Origin of the sequence: Phormidium pseudopriestleyi FRX01, assembly GCF_017313335.1 — a bacterium.
GTDB lineage: Bacteria > Cyanobacteriota > Cyanobacteriia > Cyanobacteriales > Laspinemataceae > Laspinema > Laspinema pseudopriestleyi.
Window position 1 is genome coordinate 1 of sequence record NZ_JAFLQW010000036.1, and the last position, 23,512, is coordinate 23,512.

21 protein-coding genes are annotated in these 23,512 nt (G+C 44.4%); 12 read left to right on the forward strand and 9 right to left on the reverse strand.

Features of this window, described 5'->3' with window-relative positions; all coding sequences use genetic code 11:
• The first annotated feature begins 140 nt into the window (after positions 1–140).
• The 8 genes from J0895_RS01270 (at position 141) to J0895_RS01305 (ending at position 10,777) form a co-directional block, all read left to right on the forward strand.
• Positions 141–1,544, forward strand: coding sequence for an ABC transporter ATP-binding protein (locus J0895_RS01270; protein WP_207086337.1), 1,404 nt, complete (start codon positions 141–143; stop codon positions 1,542–1,544).
• 52 nt (positions 1,545–1,596) lie between these two features.
• Positions 1,597–2,643 (forward strand): sulfotransferase family protein, encoded by a 1,047-nt coding sequence (locus J0895_RS01275; RefSeq protein WP_207086338.1) that lies wholly within the window; start codon positions 1,597–1,599, stop codon positions 2,641–2,643.
• A gap of 39 nt (positions 2,644–2,682) precedes the next feature.
• Positions 2,683–4,038, forward strand: coding sequence for a glycosyltransferase family 2 protein (locus tag J0895_RS01280; RefSeq protein WP_242540964.1), 1,356 nt, complete (start codon positions 2,683–2,685; stop codon positions 4,036–4,038).
• 138 nt (positions 4,039–4,176) lie between these two features.
• Positions 4,177–6,054, forward strand: a complete 1,878-nt coding sequence (locus tag J0895_RS01285) for a glycosyltransferase family 2 protein (protein ID WP_207086340.1) — start codon at positions 4,177–4,179, stop codon at positions 6,052–6,054.
• A gap of 50 nt (positions 6,055–6,104) precedes the next feature.
• Positions 6,105–7,361: a class I SAM-dependent methyltransferase gene (locus tag J0895_RS01290; RefSeq protein WP_207086341.1), complete on the forward strand. Its 1,257-nt coding sequence runs from the start codon at positions 6,105–6,107 to the stop codon at positions 7,359–7,361.
• A 381-nt stretch (positions 7,362–7,742) separates the two neighbouring features.
• Positions 7,743–8,489: a sulfotransferase domain-containing protein gene (locus J0895_RS01295; protein WP_207086342.1), complete on the forward strand. Its 747-nt coding sequence runs from the start codon at positions 7,743–7,745 to the stop codon at positions 8,487–8,489.
• 87 nt (positions 8,490–8,576) lie between these two features.
• Positions 8,577–9,320 (forward strand): class I SAM-dependent methyltransferase, encoded by a 744-nt coding sequence (locus J0895_RS01300; protein ID WP_242540965.1) that lies wholly within the window; start codon positions 8,577–8,579, stop codon positions 9,318–9,320.
• A 215-nt stretch (positions 9,321–9,535) separates the two neighbouring features.
• Positions 9,536–10,777: a glycosyltransferase family 4 protein gene (locus J0895_RS01305; protein ID WP_207086343.1), complete on the forward strand. Its 1,242-nt coding sequence runs from the start codon at positions 9,536–9,538 to the stop codon at positions 10,775–10,777.
• Between the two features lie 427 nt (positions 10,778–11,204).
• On the opposite strand, the gene J0895_RS01310 is transcribed toward J0895_RS01305, so the two are convergent.
• The 9 genes from J0895_RS01310 to J0895_RS26650 form a co-directional block, all read right to left on the reverse strand.
• Positions 11,205–11,627 carry an AAA family ATPase gene (locus J0895_RS01310; protein ID WP_207086350.1) on the reverse strand — a complete coding sequence of 141 codons (423 nt, stop codon included), beginning with the start codon at positions 11,625–11,627 and terminating at the stop codon, positions 11,205–11,207.
• 144 nt (positions 11,628–11,771) lie between these two features.
• Positions 11,772–13,082, reverse strand: coding sequence for a RuBisCO small subunit-like domain-containing protein (locus tag J0895_RS01315; RefSeq protein WP_207086344.1), 1,311 nt, complete (start codon positions 13,080–13,082; stop codon positions 11,772–11,774).
• Positions 13,083–13,191: 109 nt separating this feature from the next.
• Positions 13,192–14,820 (reverse strand): peptide chain release factor 3, encoded by a 1,629-nt coding sequence (gene prfC / locus J0895_RS01320; RefSeq protein ID WP_207086351.1) that lies wholly within the window; start codon positions 14,818–14,820, stop codon positions 13,192–13,194.
• Positions 14,821–14,861: 41 nt separating this feature from the next.
• A complete protein-coding gene (gene bicA, locus J0895_RS01325; protein ID WP_207086345.1) occupies positions 14,862–16,574 on the reverse strand; it encodes a bicarbonate transporter BicA in 1,713 nt (570 codons plus the stop codon).
• 49 nt (positions 16,575–16,623) lie between these two features.
• Positions 16,624–16,947: a universal stress protein gene (locus J0895_RS25570; RefSeq protein WP_242540966.1), complete on the reverse strand. Its 324-nt coding sequence runs from the start codon at positions 16,945–16,947 to the stop codon at positions 16,624–16,626.
• A complete protein-coding gene (locus J0895_RS25575; protein ID WP_340643425.1) occupies positions 16,905–17,378 on the reverse strand; it encodes a universal stress protein in 474 nt (157 codons plus the stop codon). Before J0895_RS25575 ends, J0895_RS25570 begins: the two co-directional genes overlap by 43 nt.
• Positions 17,379–17,492: 114 nt before the next feature.
• Positions 17,493–18,797 (reverse strand): SulP family inorganic anion transporter, encoded by a 1,305-nt coding sequence (locus J0895_RS26225; protein WP_340643426.1) that lies wholly within the window; start codon positions 18,795–18,797, stop codon positions 17,493–17,495.
• On the reverse strand, positions 18,785–19,015 hold the full coding sequence (locus J0895_RS27075) for a SulP family inorganic anion transporter (RefSeq protein ID WP_340643427.1): 231 nt from the start codon (positions 19,013–19,015) through the stop codon (positions 18,785–18,787). The genes J0895_RS26225 and J0895_RS27075 overlap by 13 nt, the downstream gene beginning before the upstream one ends.
• A gap of 492 nt (positions 19,016–19,507) precedes the next feature.
• The gene (locus tag J0895_RS26650) at positions 19,508–19,804 is read right to left on the reverse strand and encodes a type II toxin-antitoxin system VapC family toxin (RefSeq protein ID WP_340643428.1); all 297 of its coding nucleotides are present in this window, start codon (positions 19,802–19,804) and stop codon (positions 19,508–19,510) included.
• Between the two features lie 449 nt (positions 19,805–20,253).
• Here J0895_RS26650 and J0895_RS01340 point away from each other — a divergent pair, with 449 nt between their 5' ends.
• From J0895_RS01340 to J0895_RS01350, 4 genes are all read left to right on the forward strand, one after another.
• Entirely contained in the window at positions 20,254–20,559 is a 306-nt protein-coding gene (locus J0895_RS01340; RefSeq protein WP_207086346.1) for a hypothetical protein, read from the forward strand.
• Between the two features lie 165 nt (positions 20,560–20,724).
• Positions 20,725–20,859: a hypothetical protein gene (locus tag J0895_RS26230; RefSeq protein WP_277989769.1), complete on the forward strand. Its 135-nt coding sequence runs from the start codon at positions 20,725–20,727 to the stop codon at positions 20,857–20,859.
• Positions 20,847–21,692 (forward strand): hypothetical protein, encoded by an 846-nt coding sequence (locus J0895_RS01345; protein WP_207086347.1) that lies wholly within the window; start codon positions 20,847–20,849, stop codon positions 21,690–21,692. The genes J0895_RS26230 and J0895_RS01345 overlap by 13 nt, the downstream gene beginning before the upstream one ends.
• A 528-nt stretch (positions 21,693–22,220) precedes the next feature.
• Positions 22,221–23,512: M3 family oligoendopeptidase (locus J0895_RS01350; protein WP_207086348.1), on the forward strand; the 1,292-nt coding region annotated here is incomplete at its 3' end.

Here is a 23,512-nt window from a genome sequence, read left to right on the forward strand (position 1 = left end):
GGGTCGAAGGGTCGAAGGGGGTTTGGGGTGAGGGCTGTACCTTGTGGACATGAGAAACGCTATATTTCCCTTCCACTTCATCCTTTTGTCTCCTTCCCTCCTCCACAAATTAACCAGCCGTTTCATACACCAGAAAACTCATGGGTGAAATTGCAATTTCTCTAAAGAATGTTTCCAAATGCTTCAAACGCTATCATCATCCCGCCGATCGCCTCAAAGAAATTCTCCTCCCAGGTAAAGTCCGATCCGATGAATTCTGGGCATTACGAGATGTCTCCCTCGAACTTCCTAAAGGCAAAACCCTCGGCGTTGTCGGTCGCAATGGTTCCGGAAAAAGTACCCTCTTACAAACCATTGTCGGCACTCTATCTCCCACCAGCGGCCAAGTTGAAGTCAAAGGCAGAATTTCCGCCCTCCTAGAACTCGGCAGTGGGTTTAATCCGGAATTTACCGGACGGCAAAACGTCTTTTTTAATGCTCAATTACTCGGTCTATCTCAACAAGAAGTAGAGAACAGATTCGATGAAATTGTCGCCTTTGCTGATATCGGCGACTTCCTGGATCAGCCCGTCAAAACCTACTCCAGTGGGATGTTTGTCCGGTTAGCCTTTGCCGTCGCCACCAGCGTTGACCCAGATATTCTAATCGTGGATGAAGCTCTTTCAGTCGGAGACGAAGCCTTTCAACGGAAGTGCTTTGCCCGGATTGAAACCATCCAAGAACGAGGCGGGACGATTTTATTTGTCTCTCACGCCGCAGCGATGGTTATTGAGTTGTGTGATTCCGCTATTTTCATGCATGATGGGGAATTACTGCTCTATCATACGCCCAAAATTGTGGTAGATAAATATCAAAAACTGATTTACTCTCCCACCCATAAAGTAGAGGCTTTATGTGAGGACATTCGCAAATTAAATCAAGAAAAAGATGAAGCAGAACAGGCAGAAAAGCTGCCACTGTTCACCCCTCATTCCAGTGAATTTGCAATGCCCGCGAACGGTCCTGTAGAACAGGCAGCGCGGGCTTATTATGATGAGGACCTGCAACCGAGCAATACCCTGCATTATGAATCTCGGGGAGCAAAAATTATCGAACCCCACATCATGACACCTACGGGAAAAAAAGTGAACAACCTGGTGGGGCGTCATGAATATGTCTACACTTATACCGTGGAATTTTTGGAGGCTGCTTCTCAAATTCGCTGTGGGATGTTGGTGAAAACAATTAGCGGTTTGGACCTTGGGGGGGCGTCCCATTCATTTTCTGAACAATCTCTGCAAACGGTTGAAGCAGGGACGAAAGTTGTTGTAAAATTTCGGTTTAAATGTTTGCTGAATCCCGGCGTCTACTTTTTAAATGCAGGGGTTTCGGGTATTGTCAATGGGGATTTTACTTATTTAGCTCGCTGTATTGATGTGGCAATGTTTCGGGTTCAACAGGAACAAAGTTTATCCGCCACCGGCATTGTAGACTTACTGGTTAAACCCACTGTCGCCCTGGATGCGGAGGTTTCGGAAACGGTCAAACAAATCGAATTGATTTAATTGCACCGTTATGGGTGTAAAGGTCCTTTACTTGATATAGATACTAGGAACCATGTCGTTGCCTCTGATTGTCACCGGAATGCACCGTTCGGGAACTTCTCTGATTGCTTCGTTGATTAAAGTCATCGGGGTGGAACTTGGCGATCGCCTCTATCAAGCAGACTGTTTTAATGTGAAGGGGTATTTCGAGGACCTGGATTTTCTGGAGTTTCAGCGATCGCTTCTCCAAGAAAGTTGTCCCCCGGGAGACTCCGGTTGGCCGGATTGGGGTTGGACAGAACAGGAATCTCTCAACGTTGACCACTTTAAAACGGGTTTGGCAACGGCACAAGGATTAATTGACTCGCGAAATACTCAGGGAGGACTCTGGGGTTGGAAGGACCCCCGGACCTCCCTAATGCTCGATTTTTGGCAGGAGTTACTCCCTGACGCCCGTTATTTATTCGTGTATCGTCTCCCCTGGGATGTGGTGGATTCCATTTTGCGTCTAAATAGTGGGATTTTTTCCCAGCGTCCCGATTATGCCATACGCAGTTGGGCCTATTATAATCGCCATATTTTGGATTTCTATCGCCGCTATCGAGATCGCTGTCTATTGGTGAATATTAATGTGCTTTTAGCACAACCGACTAAATTAGTCAACCTTTTAGAAACTAAGTTAAATCTTCCCGTAAAATCGGGGTTAGATGACTCAGCATTCCAAACCATTTATGACCCGAATTTGTTTCAGCAATTGCCCGATGAGTGCCCCTTGGTTCGGTTTCTCCAACGTCCGGAATTACCCTACCTTTCTATTTTAGAAGAACTGGATTGGACGGCGGATCTGCCCAGCCATTTTACCCCACAGCCGAACTCGAATTCGTTCCCTTTAGAAATTTATCCCCTCTGGTTACATCATGAAGCGGTCCAAGGTAGAATCCAGCTTGAAACTCTGGCAAATTCGGCTTCTAAGTCGGTCGAGTTCCAGGCCGAGTGCGATCGCCTCCGAGAACAAATGGCTTGGATGGAAACATCGAAGTTCTGGAAACTCAAGGTAAAATGGTCGGAAGTGAAACAGGCACTCGCCCGAACCATTAATCTCAAATCAAGCCAATTATAGGATCAGGGTAATATGTCGGAATCGGCAGCAGACTACGCAATGTCCAAGATAGCGGTATCAGTGATTATTCCTTGTTACAACCAAGGAGAGTTTGTTTTAGAGGCGATCGCCAGTGTCGAAAGCTGTCAAGACAAGGTTTATGAAATTTTAATTGTTAATGATGGTTCGACTTCCCCAGTTACCCAAAAGGTGCTGACTTATCTCCAAGAAAAGGGATATCAGGTGATTGACCAATCCAATCAAGGACTCGCCGCTGCCCGAAATACTGGCATCAAAAAAGCCCGGGGTCGCTATATTTTACCCTTAGATGCTGATAATAAAATTAAACCGGCCTATATTACCCAATCCATCGAAATTTTAGATGAACACCCGGAAGTGGGGGTGGTCTATGGCAATGCGGAATTATTTGGAGAAAAAACCGGGATTGTCGAGGTTCCTGATTTTGATATCAATCGCCTCGTGGCTGGAAATTATATTGATGCCTGTGCGGTTTTTAGAAGAATGGTTTGGCAGGACTGTGGAGGGTATGATTCCCATATTCCCCAAAAGTTAGGCTATGAAGATTGGGATTTTTGGTTAGGAATTGCCGAGAAAGGCTGGCAATTTCACCATATTTCTGAGGTGATGTATGAGTATCGCTTTCGGGTGAATTCAATGGTGAGTGCTTGTAACCTACCGGAGAATCGGCGGGAATTATTTCGCTATATTTGTAGCAAGCATATTGGATTATATGCGACTAATTTTGCTAATATTTTTGCTCAAAAAGAGTCCGAACGGTTAGAAGAACAGGAGAAAAATGAGAAAATCGCTGCAAATCTGAACAAAACTGAGGTGAAATTAGCGGTTTTGCGATCGCAATTGGAAGAAGCAGAAACCGAGTTGCAAGTCCTGCGAGGACAACGGCAAGAAACCGAGGCATTGGACCCGAGGGCAAAAATAGCCCAGTTGGAGGAGGAAATTCAGGAATTACAAGGGGAACTGGGGCGATCGCAAGGGGAAAAGCGATCGTTAGAGTCTCAAATCCAAGACTTACAGCAGCAGTTGGCGCAATCTCGCGCTGATTTTGAGGTGGAACGGGAGGAAGCAGTGCGATCTTCTCAACTCCAACAGCAGGAACTCGAACAAACCCGGACCCAGATGCAGGCACAACTGGATGAACTCACCCACCAGTCCCAACAGCAGATCGCCCAAATTCAGGCGGAGTGGGAGGGCCAAGTTCATGAACGCGATCGCATCCACCATCAACTCCAATCCCAGATATTACAGACTCAGACTGCCCTCGAACAAGCTCAACTGGAAATTGCAGCCATGCACACCAGTAAATTCTGGAAATTACGGACCCAATGGTTTAAGCTAAAACAAGCTTTCCGGATGACCGATCCAGTTAAGGGATGATTAATGTTAGTTCAAAATGCAGAGATGGAACATAAATTCATAAAAATGCTACTCCAATTTAGAGGAAATTTTTAATCTTTATTTCCTCTCCTATCCCAAGTTTTGAAAACCCCTTCACCCTGGTCAAATCGAGAACGAATGCTCAACCATCCTCTGTCCAAAACCCTAGAAAAATTATCCCGCGCCCAGCGGTTATCTAAACGGTTTTACGAAAAAGTAAAAACCCAAGGCGTCCGCTATGCTATGGCGAGATTATTTCGTAAACTTTATTTTAAACTTGATGAGAATCCCCTTCCGGGTCCCGGTGCGCCGGAAGTCACTCATCCTTATGCCGATTATCATTTTTGGTTGGGGCAAAATTCATCTCGGGCAGCAGATTTACGGCACAAAGCACAAACATTACAGGTGTTTCAATATCAGCCGTTAATTAGCATCGTTATGCCGGTTTATAATCCTCCAGAACTCTATTTGAGAATGGCACTGGATTCGGTGATATCTCAGATTTATCCCTACTGGGAACTCTGCATTGCGGATGATGCTTCGACCGCTGATTATGTCTGGCCTATTTTAAAAGAGTATGCGGAACGAGATGAGCGAATTAAGTTAGTATTTCGCGAGAAAAATGGTCATATTTCAGCAGCATCTAATTCAGCGATCGCCTTGGCAACTGGGGACTATATTGCCCTGTTGGACCATGATGATATGCTCAATGCCGATGCTTTATATGAAATGGCTTTATGCCTAAATCTGCATCCCGATGCGGATATGATTTATAGCGATGAAGATAAAGTTGATGACAGTAATATGCTGCGGGACCCGTTCTTTAAACCAGACTGGTGTCCCGATTCTTTTCTCTCTCGGATGTACACCTGCCACCTGGGATTGTATCGTCGGGCGATCGTCAATGAAATTGATGGATTTAGAGTCGGTTATGAAGGGTCCCAGGACTACGATTTTGTCTTAAGATTTACTGAAAAAACCGATAAAATTTATCATATTCCTAAAATTCTCTACCACTGGCGCATTCATCCGCAATCCACCGCCAGCGACTTAGAAACTAAAAACTATGCCGTTGATGCCGCCGAAAAAGCCCTCACCGAAGCATTAGTCCGCCGGGGAGAACCCGGAAGAGTCCTCCCCACCCCCGGAGGTCACTGGATTGTGCGCTATCATATCCAGGATTATCAGCGGGTTACGGTGATTATTCCCACCCGCAATTTCGGGTCAATTCTCAACACCTGCCTCACCTCAATTTTTGAGAAAACTACCTATCCCAATTATCAAGTGTTGGTCATCGATAATGGCAGCGATGAACCCGAAACCCTAGAGTTATTCAGTAAATGGCAAGGGAAAGAACCGGACCGATTTCGCTGCATTCAATACGACATTCCCTTTAATTTTTCTAAAATTAATAACTATGCCGTTACCCAAGCTGAAGGCCAGTATTTGCTATTTTTAAATAACGATACAGAAGTGCTGGATGGGGAATGGATGACCGCAATGGTAGAACAGGTACAACGCCCTAGTATTGGGGCAGTTGGGGCTTTGTTGTTGTACCCTGATGATAGCATTCAACACGCGGGAGTTGTGATTGGATTAGGTGGGGTTGCGGGTCACAGTCACAAGCATTTTCCGTCCCAGGTTCCCGGATATTACTATCAACTCAAGACGGTTAATAATTATTCTGCCGTCACTGCTGCCTGTTTGATGTGTCGTCGGGAAGTTTTTGAATCTGTGGGAGGGTTTAATGAGGAAAATTTGAGTATCGCTTTTAATGATGTGGACTTATGTTTGAAAATGCTGGAAAAAGGGTATCGCAATCTCTATTTGCCTCATGTTGTTTTGTATCATTATGAGTCAAAAAGTCGGGGATTTGAGGATACACCAGAAAAAATTGCTCGGTTTTCTAAAGAGATTGACTATATGCGAAATCGCTGGAAATCGATAATTACCCATGACCCATGCTATAGTCCGAATTTGACTCGCGATCGCGAAGATTATAGTATCTGGATTTAATCCAGCAATAATTGAATTAGGGAACCCATGAGTATCAGGAAGTGACCTCAATGACTATAAAACTGTTCAGTTCATCAAAGTTAAAGTCTTTTGCAAAAGCCTTATTGGGCAGACAAAATTTGCCCATACCTGAGATAAAAACGCCCTCTGAGCCTTTCTTATACTGCATTGATTCTCCTCAGTCTAAAGAGGCAATCTCGGCGGCTTTTGTGATTGTCAGTGGTTGGATTGTGGGGAGTGAATCCAGTCAGATTGAAGATGTCATTCTCTGTAATGAAAGCGATGACGTTCACCCCCTGACGGTAGTCGATCGCCCGGATGTGGAATCCGCCTATCCCAATCGTACCGCCATCGGGTTCCAAGAGTTTATTTTAACCAGTCAGCTTACCCTAGAAACCTCTTGGTTTATTCAGTTTTGGATGGATGAACAACTCTATCGCTTTCCAATAGATTTGTTGGTATCTGGAGAGTTATGCGAGGAGTTTTTGCAGCAGAAACAAGCCAAACTGCAAAAAATTCGTCCGATTTTGCAATGTCCAGTCTGCGAAAGCGATCGCCTCTTGGTTCAGAACTCCGTTCTCTCTTGTCCAGACTGTAGTTCAAAATTTCAACTAAATTCCAACCACTATAACTTCCTAAATCGCCAATTAACTGAATATGGCAATATTAAATCAACCGCTGCTATTTCCGCCAATGATTATGACCCAATTAGCCTCCAGTTAATCGAACAGCTTGCCAATGGATTAATTTTAGATAATGGCTGCGGGTTGAGAAATTTCTATTACCCCAATGTCATCAATTTAGATATTGTAAATTATCCCACCACCGATGTAATTAGTATTGGGGAAAAACTTCCGTTTAAATCCAATTCATTTGATGCCGTCTTTTCCCTGGCGGTATTAGAACACGTTAAAAACCCTTTTGAATGCGCCAAAGAAATTACTCGCGTTCTCAAACCCGGTGGAACACTTTATGCGGTGGTTCCTTTTCTCCAGCCTTTTCATGGCTATCCGGATCATTACTATAACATGACTAGCAGTGGTCTCAAAAATATATTTAGCGAATTAGAATCCCTAGATTGTACCGTCCAACTGCCGGGATTACCCATTGCGGCTTTAACTTGGTTTCTCAACTCTTATGTCCAAGGATTACCTCAACCCATTGCTGAACAGTTTAAAGACATGAAAATTGGGGAATTGTTAGCTCATCCGGACAGCTATTTGAACCAAGATTTTGTCACTTTTCTACATCCCAAAACCAATGAAGAATTAGCCGCTTGTAATTACTTACTTGCCAAAAAGCCCTGATAATTCATCACCTTAATTCCAAAAACCCTCCCTTGTCTAGGAGAGGGAGAGAAGTAGGGTGGGCAATGCCCACCAAACAGAAGGTGGGCAATGCCCACCCTACTCCTTTAACAACCGAATAGGAGTGATTTATTTTTTGGAATACCCTTAATTCCAAAACCCCTCTCTTGTCTAGGAGAGAGAGAGTATTCCCTCTACTATACCGACGCCCTAAACCATCGGGACAGTGTTAGATTCCCAGGGACAAGAAACCGGGTTTTTAGTCCAGATTCAGTGGTAAATAACAAAATGGAAATGGGTGAAAAACCCGGTTTCTAACCCTATTGTACCGGCGTTTTAGTCCTTAAACGATGTCATTGGCGATCGCACCTAAACTCAACCATGCCAGATTTTTTGATTATCGGAACCCAAAAAGGGGGGACAACCTCTCTCTATAATTACTTAATTCAACATCCCCAAATTCTTCCCGCTACTCAAAAAGAAGTTCATTTTTTTGACCTCAATTTTCATCAAGGAGTCGAGTGGTATCGCCAACAATTTCCTCCCCAGGAAACCGAGAAGCAAATGCTGACGGGAGAAGCGAGTCCTTATTATCTATTTCATCCCTTAGTTCCCCGGCGGGTTAAGGATTTATTTCCCCAGGTTAAGCTGATTGTGTTGCTTAGAAATCCTGTAGGGAGAGCTTGGTCTCATTATAATCATGAAGTGCGGTGGGGATTTGAAACACTTTCTTTTGCCGAGGCGATCGCCCAAGAACCAGTAAGACTCGCAGGGGAAGTGGAAAAAATGTTTGCCGACCCCAACTATTATAGTTACAATCATCAACATTACACTTATTTATCCCGGGGAATTTATGCGAATCAACTCAACAGTTGGATGGAACTTTTCCCCAAAGAGCAATTCTTAATCCTTTCAAGTGAAGCATTTTATGCCAATCCGGCGGCCATCCTCGCTGAAACTTTGGCATTTTTAGGGTTACCCCCGATGGAAATTGGCGACTATCCCAAGTACAATGCTGGAGAGTATGTCACCCTGCCGGATGGACTCCAATCCACCTTGAATCAATATTTTCAGCGGCACAACCAGCATCTTTTGGATGAATTTTCCCTCAATTTTTCTTGGGATTAAATCACCATAATGTGGTAAAAGAATGCGGGGGGATGATCATCTCGGTATAGAACGCGGGTGGAGGATCACTGCTCAAAGTTCGCTTTAATGTTGTCTAATTCAAACCTGTACGACACTGCAATGGAAAAGACCAATCACGGTATTGACTATGAAGGGACCTGGGATGCTTACGCCGAGGTCTGGCAAGAGTTGCATCCCGAACTCGATCGCATTGGCGATGAATGGATTGGAAAAGGGGCGGGTGCTGCGAGTACCCTAGCCGAATATGAAACCCTGATTGAACAGCGCTTCATTCAGCCTTATATTGGGCAGGAACATCGGGTTTTAGAAATCGGCGTGGGGGGTGGCAAAACCGGTGCATTGTTGCTCAAACACTGCAAAAGGCTAATTTGTGCGGACATTTCTAGTAAAATGCTAGAGGCCACGCGATCGCACCTTGGGGATGAGCGCGTCAGCTATCTCAAACTCGATGGACTAACCCTCAGTGCGATCGAACCCCATTCTGTTGATATCTGTTTTTGCTACGATACAATGGTGCATTTGGAACCTCGCGATATTTTCAATTATTTGACTCAAATTCCGGCCTTACTGCGCGGCGATCGCCTCTGTATTTTCCACCATACCAACATTATCAGCGAATTAGGTTGGCAAAAGTTTTTGAGTGAATGGCATCTCAATTTAAAGGGACAAAGGCATGGTTCAGCCTTTTCTGTGATGAGTGATCACATCATGGAAAAATTTCTCACCCATCTCAATTATGAAATTCTAGTCAAAGACACTCAATCCGTTCCCCGAGATTGCGTTTGGGTCTGCAAAGCCCCATTCGTTTAACTTTCAACCCCTTAAGATTAGGAACAAAAGGGGGTTGAATCATCCCAATTTGGACAGTCGGCCCTCATCCCCGGAACCCCCCTTCTCCCATTTTGGGAGAGGGATTTAGGGTGAGGGCAGCTTTCATGGGAATGCACTTATTATCTATCACTTTTTGTTCCTAATCTTAATTTTTGCCTCCTTATTGTTCACCATAACCATTGCAATTACAACTCATGCAAATTCTCTTTCTGCACCCTAACTTCCCGGCTCAATTTCGTCATTTAGCCACCGTATTAGGCAGTAATCCTAACAACACAGTTGTTTTTGGAACTAAAAATGAACGCCCTGAGTGGGTAATTCCTGGAGTCAAAAAAGCCTTATTTGAACCGAGTCGAGACCCCCATCCTGGCACTCACCATTATGTTCGTCCCCTAGAAAGTGCCGTCATTTACGGACAAGCAGTTTATCGGATGGCCGAACAACTTAAAACCCAAGGATTTGTACCCGATGTGATTTACGGTCATTCCGGTTGGGGTCCGACGATATTTGCCAAGGATATCTATCCTGAAACTCCCTTAATGTGCTATTTTGAATGGTATTATCATGCCTACGGATCTGATGCCAATTTTGACCCCAATGACCCCTTAAATGCCGATGATGTGGCGAGAATTCGAGTTAAAAATGCTCCTATTTTAATTGACTTGGCATCCTGTGATTGGGGAGTATCTCCCACCTATTGGCAGCGATCGCAATTTCCCCCAGAATTTCACAGTAAACTCTCCGTCGTTCACGATGGCGTCGATACCGAATATTTCAAACCCGATCCCGGTGCAAAATTAGTCCTCCCTAACCTAGATTTATCCCATGTGGATGAACTCGTCACCTATGTCGCGCGAGGAATGGAACCCTATCGCGGATTTCCAGAATTTATCGAAGCGGTGGGTTATATTCAGGAACGTCGTCCTAATTGTCATGTCGTCGTCGTCGGTTCCGATCGCGTTTGCTACGGCAAATCCCTCCCCAATGGTGAAACCTACAAAGACTATATGCTCAAAAAAGTTCCCCTAGATTTAACGCGGGTTCACTTTGTCGGGTCCTTGCCTTATGGATTATATTTAAAAGTCATTCAAGCGTCAGACGTTCATATTTATCTCACGCGACCCTTTGTTTTATCTTGGTCCATGATTGAATCCCTCTCCACAGGTTGCTTAGTCTTGGGGTCCGATACCCAACCTGTGCGAGAAGTGATCACCGATGGGGAAAATGGATTGCTTGTAGACTTTTTCTCCCCCAAACAAATCGCCGATCGCGTCGATGAAGTATTCAATCATCCGACTCGCATGGCAGAGATTCGTAAAAAAGCCCGAGAAACGGCGATCGAACGGTATGCGATGCCGATGTTACTAAAGCGCCACCTCCAACTCATTGAAGATGTCGCCAGTGGTGTTTTAAATAATAAAAGTTTCACCGTTTAATTAGTGAGAACCCTGTAATTCAAGTTTAGGCAGGGTAGGCAACGATGAGAAATCCAGTTTCTCATCGTTGCCTACCCTCGGATTTTTCAGTCTAATCTCATACTTTTGAACCCCTTAATATGTTGAGAAAAGGGCAAAAAGTAAGTTTCTTTAGGATTAATTTCTTGGCGAATGACCTGTCAATTATAATCTTGGGGTAAATCCTGACCCGCTAAAACCCAAACTACGTCCAGTGTTCTTCTGCAAAATCCTCAGCAAACATATAAGATATCAATCTGTAAAAGTTGATTTCTGTGAATTGTGAAACAGCAGGTTTGTCAGGAGATAAATTTAGTTTATAACACTTTCCATCATCAGTCTTAGTTTGGAGATATTCCTCTGAACCTTCTTTAATTAAAATGGATTCAAAAACCGGATTCAGGAAATTTTAAATTTGGAGTTTTTCTTCACAAATTCGGGGACCTCTGTCACTTAAATCTGGATTGACTGTAATGGCATATATAGCTTCTTGCTGTTCCTCTTCATATTCAAACGTAAATTCCACTTCTAAGGTAAAAGTTTCAGCATTAAGAAACGTAATTTCTCGCGTTCCTCCGCGAATGCCGCGCCATTGTAAAAACCCGCCCTCTACATATTTTTCGCCCATGATTTCGGCGAGATTATAGCCGCGAGAAATGCCGTGCAAAAACCGCAAAGCATCTCTAAGATTACTTTTTCCAGAGGCATTAGTCCCGATTAACAGTGTAAAAGGACCGAGAATGAGCTCGGCATCTTGAAAATTCTTAAAGTTTTTTAGGCGGATTTTTTTAACATAAATATTTGAATTATTATTGATGTTGAGATAAAAAATTAGTTACATTGATGACACCCTTTTTTCGAGAGTTCCCAATATTCTGACCCTGACTGCAATCAAATCTAGCGGAATGTGAAAAAACCAATTATTGCTCCAATCTGTCCTTTTTAATAGATTGGAGCAAGGTTTTGTATAACTCCGTTACGAATCAGGACGGTGAATGATGGTTTCCATGACTCGACGCTTATTTCCATCAATTCCAAATAGGCGAACATATTCCCCGCTATAGTTCGCTAAACAAGATTCTAAGGAGGCGATCGCCTCGGATTCATTCCCAGTTTGAATGCATCCGCAACTTTGCCAGGACCCGGTTCTAAACCGACGGCGATCGACGTGTTCAATGCCAATCGGATAACCTTGTGATACTAACTGTCGGATTTGTTTCACAGCATCCGAGTCTAAAGTGGCAGTAGCAGATTGAGGTTTATTGTGAGGGCGAGATACCTGCGCCGAGGGAGCACCGTTGGATGCTGTTGGTTGAGAGTTAGAACCCGTATTTTCCTGACGGATTCCATTCCCCGAGGTAGGGGGTTGTCCCGGCATAAACCCATACCGTTGTGCCGTGTGACTTTCTGCCAAAGAACGGTTATAAGCAGCAACCAATCGCAACTCTTGAATATGTTGCTGTTCCTTCACCATTTCTTCCCCTTTTTCTATCAGGTGTTCCAGGCGAAAATTGGGTTTAACAAAGCTATGCTTTTCCGCGCTATTGGCAACTTTTAGACCAATTTTATCAAATCCGGTTTGTTCAATAAAGGCCAAAATTTGCTCATCGTAAATACTGGCTCGCAATGCGCTAAAAAAGTCAATAGATTGACCCTCAAAGTGAGCAACCAGTTGTTCAATTTGCGGACGGTTCAGTCCATCGGGGGTAAAAATTCCATTGACAATTTCTAGGCGGTCCTCTGAATTCGGTTCCCAATAAAACTTATCCATGCGTCCATCACGAACCAAGGGTGCATACAAGGTCCCAAAGTCATTCCCGGTGACAATAATTGGCACCCGAGGTAAAGGTTCACTATCGTAGCTACCGGGAAGCTGAACATTAGTAGGATTATCAGCAATATTCATCAATGTGGCATTGACTAATTGCGTATTAACGGTATATTGGGTTCCGCTATCCACTCGTCCTGCACCGGCATCAATATCATTAATCATTAACACGGCTAATTTGCCATGTTTGGTAATAATATCCGCTGCTTCTCGATACCGAAAGCGCACCAACCTAGAGGGGTCCCCCGCATCCGGGCTTTCTAATTCCCCAGCGGATAGATGAATCGCTTGGACTTTCATTCGTTGAAAAACTAATTCACATTGGAAGGATTTTCCTTCTCCTTTGTGACCATGAATTCCTAAAAGTAGCGGGGCGTTAATACCCGGTAAATCCAGGAAGTTTTTGGTAATATGGACCGCGAGTTTATTGAGAAATCTAGGGGCGATGTAGTAAGTCATGAGCTTAAAGTAAATCGGATAAAATCAGAAGGGTAGAGAACGGATGGGTCAGGGGGAGCATCAAAGTAATCACTTGACCATCTGACGCCCCTTTTAACCCGTTCATTGATTAGGAGGGAGGAAGGGCGATCGGACTGACTTTGAGTTCAGGATGATCGGCTAAGTTTTGGTCCAAATTCCATTGATTATTAAACAGCAAAACTGGCCGGTCCCAGCGGTCTTTGGCAATAAAGGTATTAAACAGCCGACCGACTTTTTCCAAGGTTTCCCAACCTCCGACCACCCATCGGGCGACGGAATAGGGTAAGATTTCCAGTCGAGTTTCCACCCCATATTCATTGATTAACCGGAATTGCACGACTTCAAACTGGAGTTGTCCAACGGCGGCTAAAATGGGGTCGCGCTTACTTTCATCGGTAGAGTTGAGGATTTGAACTGCCCCTTCTTCTTGCAATTCTGAGACTCCTTTATTGAAGTTTTTGTACTTTGTCGGGTCAGCATTTTTGAGGAAGGCAAACAGTTCTGGGGAAAAGGAGGGGATTTCCGGATATCGAATCGGTTTTCCCATGCAAACCGTGTCCCCGATCGCAAAGCTACCTGGGTTATTTAATCCTACTACATCACCGGCATAGGCGACTTCTACGGTTTCCCGGTCCTGGGCAAATAGTTTTTGCGGACGGGAGAGGCGAATGGTCTTGCCGGTGCGAGTATGGGTCACCACCATGTCTTTTTCAAACTGACCGGAACAGACTCGTAAAAAGGCAACGCGATCGCGATGTTTGGGGTCCATGTTCGCCTGCAATTTGAAGACAAATCCAGAAAATTCGGGATAGGTTGGGGAAATTTCTCCCTGATCACTTTCATGGGGGGCCGGGGCGATCGCATAGTCTAAAAACGCCTCTAAAAATAACTCGACCCCAAAGTTATTCATGGCGCTACCAAAGAAGACGGGGGTCAATTGACCTTGATGAATCGCCTCTAAATCTAGTTCCGGACTGACTCCATCCAGCAGTTCTAAATCATCTTGAAGCTGTTGATATAAATCCGGTTCCAGCAATGATTCCAGGCGAGGGTCACCGATGGGAATGACTGTATCGGTCGCTTTCTTGCTACCCTGGGAGGCACTTTTTTCAAACAGGTGAATTTTCTGTTCACGGCGATCGACCACACCCCGGAAGCGATCGCCCGTCCCAATCGGCCAATTCACCACATAGGTGCTTAACCCGAGTTCCTGCTCAATTTCATCAATCAACTCCAGGGGCGATAAACTGGGGCGATCTAGTTTATTAATGAAGGTGAAAATCGGCAGTTGTCGCATCCGGCAGACTTCAAACAGTTTCCGGGTTTGTGTTTCCAAACCTTTAGCAGCATCAATCAGCATCACCGCATTATCTGCTGCTGCCAAAGTCCGATAAGTATCTTCACTAAAATCTTGGTGCCCAGGGGTATCCAATAGGTTCAGTAAGTGTTTTTGATACTGGAATTGCAGAACCGTTGAGGTAATCGAAATTCCCCGCTGTTGTTCCATTGCCATCCAGTCCGAGGTGGCGCTACGTTGCGCCCGTTTTGCTTTAACGGCCCCCGCTTCTTGGATTGCCCCTCCATACAGCAAAAGTTTTTCAGTCAGGGTGGTTTTACCGGCGTCAGGGTGAGAAATAATGGCAAAATTCCGCCGACGATTCACTTCCCAATTGAGGTGATCGTCTGGGGAATTACTCTGTGTTTGTTCCGGTTGCATCTCTAGTTGCATGACATTCGTTCCTCAAATGGTGTTCAGGGTTAGGAGTCAGAAATGGGTGAAAAGGGTTGCTGAAGTTCATTATAGCTAATGCTTTGTTTTTGCCGAACCATTGATAACCCTTCCTTGAGGGCAGTCGGGCGATCGTCCATCCAGTGGTTCCCGGGAATCAACCCAGCAATCCCAAATTTTTCTAAGCGTCGCTTCACCTTACCCGTTGCCCCCACCACGATTACATCCCGTCCCGCATCGATCGCCTCTTGAATGGCATTTTCAATCGCTAGGGAAGAAGTTACCCCTAAAATCGGCACTTCTTCCAAATCCACAATCAGCACATCATAATTGGCGATCGCATGATGTTCCCGGGCGATCGCTTTCGCCACCCCAAAAATCATCGGTCCACTCAAATGGAACAGTAACACTCGCCCATTCGCTAAATCTAAAACCTGTTTTTCCTCCTCCGTCAACACAATTTGGTCATCGGCATCGGTAATCGCCTTCACCGATTGAGATTGCAGTTCATCCAAGCGCTCAATCGTCAAAATATTAGCGATAAACACCCCAACTGCCACCGCGACCATTAAATCGACAAAAACCGTGAGTAACACAACACTATAAACAATACCCGCAGCTTTCCATGAGATTTTATGAACCCGCTTCAGAAAACCCCAATCAATAATATTAATCCCTACCTTGAGGACAATTCCCGCTAACACCGCTAAGGGAATTCCTGAAGTTAACGGGGCCGCCCATAACACCACAATCAACAGCACTAACGCCCGACTAATTCCGGCTAAAGCGGTTCGTCCTCCCGCTTCAATACTCACTACCGTTGCGGTAGTCGCCCCAGAACCGGCAATTCCTCCACATAATCCCGTAATTAAATTTGCAACCCCTTGACCAATTAACTCTTTATTTGATTTATGTTCCGTCCGGGTCAAACTATCTGAAACCAAACAAGTTAACAGACAATCAATCGAACCCACCATCCCCAACACCATTGCATTCACAAACATTAACCGCAAATTGTCCGCAGTAAAGGTTGGCATCTGGAGTTGAGGTAATCCCGGGGTAATTTCTCCAATCGTGGCGATCGTGCGAATCTCCATCCCTCGAAAGAAAATCAAAGAAATGGCCGTCCCAATCACTAAAGCCACTAATTGTGGCGGCATAAACCGTTCCAGTTTACGCGGGTAAAAGAATAGAATTACTAGGGTGGTCGCCCCTAAAATCGTTTCCCAGGGATTAATATTAGCAATCAGGTTTGGAAAATTCTGGATTACCCCAATCACCCCACCTTGTGGTGTTTGCTGCCCGATAAATGGGGCAATTTGGAGAAAAATTAAAATCACGCCAATTCCTGTCATAAAACCGGAAATCACGTTATAAGGAAGCATCGTAATATACTTCCCTAATCGCAAGACGCCAAACAGAATTTGAAAAATTCCCGCCATCATGATGACGGTAAAAGCCATTGCCAGACCAGTTTCTTGGTCCTTTGCCATCAATTCGGCAATGACTGCGGTAACAATCACCGTCATCGGTCCCGTGGGTTCGGAAATTAAACTGGGAGTACCGCCAAATAAAGCGGCGAAAAATCCGACTAATATCGCCCCCCATAACCCGGCAGAAGCACCAGCCCCTGAAGCAATTCCGAAAGCAAGGGACATAGGTAAGGCCACCACCGCAGCGGTTAAACCCCCAAAAATATCGCCTTTGAGGTTACGAAAATGGATGGTATTGATTATCTGCATAAAAAAATTTCCTCGATTCAAAAATGACCCTAATTTTATCCCAATTAGACTAACGAAATAACAATACAGGAATATTGCTACTTCTCAACAGTTGGGCCGTGGTACTGCCGATGACTAAATGACGAATCCGACTATGACCATAGGCACTCATGAGTAAAAAGCTGATATTTTGTTCAGTAATATAGGAGGCGATCGCCTTTTCCGGTTCCCCTTCTAACTGGCTAAAGACCTGGTTAAATCCAGACCCTTGCAAGGCTTGTTCTGCTTCCTGCAATCTTGGATTTGCTGTGGGACTGTCCTCACTTTTAGCAACCTTCACAATATGCAGATTTACCCCCTGAAATAACCGAGATTCTCGGATAAATTGCAGCATTTTTTCCCTGTGGAACTGCCATCATAGGCCAACAATACCCGGTCAATCGGTTGATATTCCAGGGGAACCACCAGGCAAGGCTTCCGACTACTTCGGACAATCCGTTCTAAATTAGCCCCTAAATGACTCGAAGCAAAATTCGCCGCTTCCCCTCGTTTCCCCAGAACAATTAAATCAGAACTCGCCTCAAACTCATCCAAGCAATCCACCAAAAAGCCGGTTTTATGGATCAGGTTGATGCGATCGACTCCTTCCGATTTGAGATGACTCGCAGCAGTTTGTAAAATTAGCTTTGCCCGTTGGTGGTTGATTTTAGCTTTTTCATGTTCCAACTCCACCAAGCGATTCAGCAAATTTTCCGAAGCATCAATCCCAATACTTCCGCTAAAATTTCCGGTCGAAACCACCTGTTGGCTACGAATATCCGTCACGCACAATACATCAATTTCTGCCTCTAGTTTGGTAGCAACCTAGGCGCTATACCGATAGATGGTTTCCGCAAAGGGCGATCCATCAGTGCAAATCAAAATCTTTTTCATGTTATGTTACTGGGAATGATGGGATGGATATTCGGCGTCGTTCTGTTCTTTCCATTGGTCAGATTTGGGCGATAGATCCGGTTGTTTGTAGGTCGCCAATTTATCATACAAAGTTGCACTGGCTTGATTTAACCCGACTAATTCCACCTCAGTCCCATTGCGGCGGAATTTAATCACGATCTTATCCAGCATTTCCACCGATCCTTGGTCCCAGAGATTGGCGTGAGTCAAATCTACCGTGACGCGATCGACCAGTTCATTAAAATCAAATGCTGCCAGAAAGTCTTCCTTGGATAAAAAGAAAATTTGTCCGGCAACTTTATAAATCCGGTGCGTTCCATCGTTACTGAGAACCTTATCCACAAAGACTAAATCGGCAATTTTGCGGGAGAAGAAAACCGTACTCATAACAATTCCAGTCACCACCCCCAGGGCAAAATTCTTAGTGAAAATTGTCACGAACATGGTGGTCAACATCACAGCGGTTTCACGGCGAGGAATCCGAGGAATATTTTTGAACGATGACCAACGAAATGTCCCAATAGCCACCATAATCATTACGGCAACCAAAGTCGCCATTGGCATCTGCTTGACCCAATCTTGCAATACCAGAATGGCAAATAACAGAAACACTCCGGAAGCGAGAGTTGATAACCGTCCTCGTCCCCCGGATTGGATATTAATCACCGATTGTCCAATCATCCCACATCCGGCCATCCCGCCAAAAAAACTGGTGACAATATTGGCAATTCCTTGTCCTTTGGCTTCTTGGTTTTTATCCCTAGGCGTATCGGTCAGTTCATCCACCAAGGAAGCAGTGAGAAATGAGGCCAATAAACCGACAATTGCCAAGGTTAAGGAATAGGGTAAAATAATCTGCAAGGTTTCTAAAGTCAGCGGAACTTGTGGCAGTGCAAAGAAGGGTAAGGCGGTGGGTAATTCTCCCATATCCCCGACCCTAGGGACTTCTAATTTGAGGGCGATCGCGGCGATCGTCATCACCGCCAACGCCACCAATGGAGAAGGCACCGCTTTCGTAAACCGAGGCAGGATATAAATAATCGCCAAAGACAGACCCGTCAGCACATAAACTGCCACAGGAACATCCGTCAATTGTGGCAACTGAGCCAGGAAAATTAACACTGCTAAGGCATTAATATAGCCAATTGTCACCGCCCGGGGAACGTATTTCATCTGCCGTCCCAGCTTGAGGAAACCAAACACAACTTGCAGAATTCCCGTTAGCAACGTAGCCGCCAATAAATAGGGTAATCCATGATCCTTGACCAAATCAATCATCAGCAATGCCATCGCCCCGTCGCTGCTGAAATCGACCCGGGTCTCCCCCCCAAAAAGGCCGTCATCACGGCAATAATAAAGGAGGCATAGAGTCCGACTTTTGGATCAACCCCAGCAATAATTGAAAAGGCGATCGCCTCGGGAATCAAAGCCAAACCCACCACTGCACCCGCCAACAAATCAGCGCGCACATTGGAAAACCACTCCTGTCTGAGTCTGCGACTGTTCAAGTTTCCTCCCCTAACATCATCAAAATAATTGCGGATTAATTCCTCAGTAAAAATAGTCAGAATCAAACTGACTCAAGTCCGATTAATCCGCATAATTTTTAGCCTCAAACGCTGTTAATCCATATCCCACTGTGCCGTAACCGTCTAGGTTCGAGCATCCATTGCAGAGCATCGCCACCGCTTACGGTGGACAAGTTAGCTGAAACCTAGACCGAGAAACACTGACGAACAGGGACATGATTAGCTCTGGAGAATGAGTAGGTCGTTTAGACTGGGTACGCTGATTTTTACTGATCCAAACCATACCATGAAACCTCCCCACAAAAAACCTCCCACTGGCGATTCCGGTAAAAATCATGAAAATCCTGAGTCCGCGAGGGTTTGGGCTTTTTATGCGGCTCTGTTGTCCCATCCAGAGACAGGATGGCCCGACTTCAGAGGGCAACGAAATGGTTATAGCCGAAGTTTGAAATCGCGATCGCCTCGGTGAAGTTAGGAGGGGCAGATTTGAAATCCAGCTTGGACAAAATGATGATCTAAGGTTAAAGCTGTAACAATCTCTCGTTCCTGCATAACAACAAATGATAAACAATCAGTGAAAGAATAAGATTTATCTTGATGTCTTTTGAAATATTGCCATCCTTGACTAAACAAATTTTTAGCAATCTCGATTAGCTCTATGTCGGAATTCTTCAACAAAATAATCCCGACTTCAACTGCTTTAAAATGAAAATTTTGAATGCTAAAAAATGTAACAACTTCATCGAAAATGTAAGTAATCGTGACTATCCGGGGTTTAAATGGGTGGCTAAATTAGCCCAATTCCGTGCTACCTGTTGATGAGCATCTTCATTTCTGATTTCTCAAGCCAAAATATAGCGGTTATCCAAAAAATAGAGATTTTTTACGGCTTATATCTTACGGTTCGCTCATTTTTTTAAAAGTAAAAGAAATTGGGAATATAGCCCTATCTCCCGGAAAGAAAACCACCCCAGGTCCCTCGAAAGATGGCTAATGGTTAAGGAGGGAGACTGTCCTAGAATCAGGAAAGATGCAGCAGTTCGTGGCTGGAAACCAGGTAGAATACATTCGCTAGTTACAAACAGATCCGAGTCCTCTGATGGAGAGGGGTAGCTGAAACATTAAGCCCTCTATAGGGTATAGAGTATCAACAACAGCGTTGAAGTAAACACCGAAAGAGTGGACGACATCCCGTACTACTGGCCCAACTGGAGCGGATGGGAGTCCCACAACTATTAGATAAACACTTAGATAAACACTTCGATACTCATGGCAACTGGCAGGGGATGAGCCTGGGGTGGGTATCAATAGTATGGTTGAGTTACATTTTATCAAAAGCAGACCATTGCCTCAGTCACGTTCAGCCTTGGGTAGAAAAACGGCTAGAGACATTAAGTATTTGTACTGGGCTATCCATGAGAGCCTTAGACTATAGTGATGACCGATTACAAGCGGTTCTGCGATACTTGAGTAAAGATACAGCTTGGCAAAAGTTTGAGCAAGAATTGGGGGGACAGCTATGACAAGTTTATGATTTAAAAGCCGAACGAGTACGGCTAGATAGTACAACAGCATCTTCCTATTGTGGCGTCAATGAACAAGGATTATTTCAATTTGGATATAGTAAAGACCATCGACCAGATTTAGCCCAAATCAAAATAATACTTTCAACTTTAGACCCATTGGGAATGCCGGTAGCAACCGAAGTATTAGCGGGCAATAATGCTGATGACCCATTGGACCGCCCCGCTATTAATAAAGTCAAAGAAACTTTAAAAAATCCGAATTACTTTATGTGGGCGATTGCAAAATGGCAGCCCTAGAAACTCGGGAATTTATCCAAGATAACAGGGATTGGTATTTAGTGCCTTTATCTGCTACTCAAATCCCCGAATCGGTTTTAGTTAGGTATTTAGAAGACCGAGAAAAATCGGAAAAAGAATTGATAGAAGTTGATAAAACTGATGATTCAGGTCAACGGAGGAAAATCGCTGAAGGGTTTGAAATAATAGTAAGTCAGACTACTTCATTAGAGGGAAGAAAAGTAACATGGAACGAGCGACAATTAGTCATTCGGTCTATTAATATGGCTACAGCCGCCCAAAAATCTTTAAAAGAGCGACTGCTTCAGGCTCAAATACAGGTGACGGAATTAACTCAAGCTCGCCAAGGAAAGAAACGTCTGACTTCCCTGAATGATTACCAATTAGAAACTGCAAGAATTATTGAAAAATATCAAGTAGAGGGATTGTTGAAAACTGAGCATGATGTCATAAAAAAAAGCCTTCAAAAAAGAGGATGCCGAGGTAAACGGTCTCAAATTATCAAAGAAGAGTTAGTAATTATAAAAGTCACCGTTGATGAAATTACTTTAGAAAAAAAGTTAAGTCAGGTAGGATGGCGAGTCTATTCCACCAATTCACCGGAAGAAAAACTGGATTTGACTCAAGGAGTAATGGCTGATCGAGATGAATATTTAATTGAAGGAGGATTGGCTCGGTTAAAAGGTACTCCTTTATCTTTAACTCCTATGTACTTACAGCGAAAAGACCAGATTGTTGGTCTAATTCGATTGCTTTCAATTGGATTGCGACTCTTAACTCTTTTAGAATTTGATATGCGTCGAAGTTTAAGCGAAAATAATGAAAATATTTAGGAAATTTATCCAGGAAATAAAACGCGAAAAACCGTCGGGCCTAGCTCGGTAATTTTGCTGATAACTTTCAAAGAAATTACTTTAGTTTCCGTCGAAGTTTCCGGGTCTATAATCAGGCAAATTACCCCACTTTCTCCCGTGCAACATAAAATTTTAACAGGTTTGATGCTTTCCCCAGAGATTTATACTCAGTTAGAATCTATACCGGACCCATTACCTTCTACAGATAGTATTCATTCTGTCATGTCCCCCCATTTTCGAGACCCCTGTGATAAATGAGCGAACCGTAAGTACATAAGTTGTCAATTGGCATAATCTTTCAGGTTAATTGCCATTTTTTATGTTAAAGTTTAGGATAAAAAGACCCTGGATAATTCCTGGGGTTTAGATTAATTGACCTGCACCGAAAGCCGATCGCCTGATCGGATAAATGAGTCCGTTCGGATGGCCGTACCCGGACCGGGTGTGGATAATGGGGAAAATTTCCCTCATAATAGAAGTAGCAAACTCTGACAAAGGAGTGTTACTTTGGTTCAAACCCCTCAATCCCCGGCGATCGCTCAATTGGAAAATCCCCAGGAGTGGGACTTAACAGACCTTTACCAAGGGGTTGACGATCCCCAGATCGACCATGATTTAGAAGTCCTGCAGCATCGTGCTGCGGGGTTTCGTCGCACCTATCGCGGCCATGTCGCCGCACTCACCCCGGGGCAAATCGCCGATTGTTTACAAGAATTGGAAGAAATCGGTCAAATCTCCGGTTATGTCTATGCCTATCCTTCTCTAACCTTTTCAGCAGATACTCGCAATACGTCCGCGAAGCAACTGCTGGATCATGTGATGGAATCTCTAACAGCGATCGAGAATCAATTGCTGTTTTTTGACCTAGAATTACAGCAGATTTCTGAAGAGAATTTCAACCAATTACTCGCCTCTGCGGAACTGGCAAGTTACACCCATTATCTTCATCGGATTGCAGAGTTTCGTCCTCACACCCTTTCAGAAGAAATCGAACAAACTCGCAATCAAGACAGTCTCACGGGTCGGCAAGCGTTTATCCAATTGCGATCGGTACATTTGGGAGAACAAGAATATGAACCCGTAACGACCCCCGATGGCAAAAGTGCCAGCAATGAGGCGGAATTGAGTGCTTTGTTGTTTCATCCCTCGCCGGAAGTGCGGTACAATACCTATCTCTCAGTGCGAAATGTCCTTAAACAGCACAACTCCCTCTACGGGTTCATTCTGAATACCGTCACTCAGGATCATCGCATCGAAAGTCAGATGCGCCAGTATTCCTCCACTTTGCATAAGCAATTGTTAGCTGATGAGGTTTCTGAACCTGTTTTCCGTGCCATTATGGACGGGACGGCGAGTCGGTTTGAACTGTTCGATCGCTACTATCAACTCAAAGGAAAAGCACTCGGTCAGAAAATCCGCATTTGTGACCTCTATGCACCTTGGACTACAGAGGATGAAGAACCTTTACCTCCGTTAAAATATCAAACCGGCGTAGAAACCTTACTCAATGCCTTACAAGAGTTTGATATCAATTATGCGCGGCGTGCAGAAGAGTTTTTCCTAAAAAATTGGATTGATGCCAAGGTTCGTCCGGGCAAACGGGGTGGTGCATTTTGTGCCTACTCTCACGGTAAACACAGTTATTTATTACTCTCTTACACGGACGATTACAATTCTTTGTTTACCCTGGCTCATGAAATGGGTCATGGATTACATTTTGCTTGGATTGATGATGCTCAGTCCTATTATAATAGCAATCCGCCTTTGGTTCTAGCAGAGATTGCTTCGACCTTTAATGA

Excerpts from the sequence above, each read along its gene's own strand:
- J0895_RS01270 (WP_207086337.1), top strand. The coding sequence starts at position 141 with ATGGGTGAAATTGCAATTTCTCTAAAGAATGTTTCCAAATGCTTCAAA.
- J0895_RS01275 (WP_207086338.1), top strand. The coding sequence starts at position 1,597 with ATGTCGTTGCCTCTGATTGTCACCGGAATGCACCGTTCGGGAACTTCT.
- J0895_RS01280 (WP_242540964.1), top strand. The coding sequence starts at position 2,683 with ATGTCCAAGATAGCGGTATCAGTGATTATTCCTTGTTACAACCAAGGA.
- J0895_RS01285 (WP_207086340.1), top strand. The coding sequence starts at position 4,177 with ATGCTCAACCATCCTCTGTCCAAAACCCTAGAAAAATTATCCCGCGCC.
- J0895_RS01290 (WP_207086341.1), top strand. The coding sequence starts at position 6,105 with ATGACTATAAAACTGTTCAGTTCATCAAAGTTAAAGTCTTTTGCAAAA.
- J0895_RS01295 (WP_207086342.1), top strand. The coding sequence starts at position 7,743 with ATGCCAGATTTTTTGATTATCGGAACCCAAAAAGGGGGGACAACCTCT.
- J0895_RS01300 (WP_242540965.1), top strand. The coding sequence starts at position 8,577 with ATGTTGTCTAATTCAAACCTGTACGACACTGCAATGGAAAAGACCAAT.
- J0895_RS01305 (WP_207086343.1), top strand. The coding sequence starts at position 9,536 with ATGCAAATTCTCTTTCTGCACCCTAACTTCCCGGCTCAATTTCGTCAT.
- J0895_RS01315 (WP_207086344.1), bottom strand. The coding sequence starts at position 13,082 with ATGACTTACTACATCGCCCCTAGATTTCTCAATAAACTCGCGGTCCAT.
- prfC (WP_207086351.1), bottom strand. The coding sequence starts at position 14,820 with ATGCAACCGGAACAAACACAGAGTAATTCCCCAGACGATCACCTCAAT.
- bicA (WP_207086345.1), bottom strand. The coding sequence starts at position 16,574 with ATGCAGATAATCAATACCATCCATTTTCGTAACCTCAAAGGCGATATT.
- J0895_RS25570 (WP_242540966.1), bottom strand. The coding sequence starts at position 16,947 with ATGCTGCAATTTATCCGAGAATCTCGGTTATTTCAGGGGGTAAATCTG.
- J0895_RS26225 (WP_340643426.1), bottom strand. The coding sequence starts at position 18,797 with ATGGCATTGCTGATGATTGATTTGGTCAAGGATCATGGATTACCCTAT.
- J0895_RS01340 (WP_207086346.1), top strand. The coding sequence starts at position 20,254 with ATGGGAGTCCCACAACTATTAGATAAACACTTAGATAAACACTTCGAT.
- J0895_RS26230 (WP_277989769.1), top strand. The coding sequence starts at position 20,725 with ATGCCGGTAGCAACCGAAGTATTAGCGGGCAATAATGCTGATGACCCA.
- J0895_RS01345 (WP_207086347.1), top strand. The coding sequence starts at position 20,847 with ATGGCAGCCCTAGAAACTCGGGAATTTATCCAAGATAACAGGGATTGG.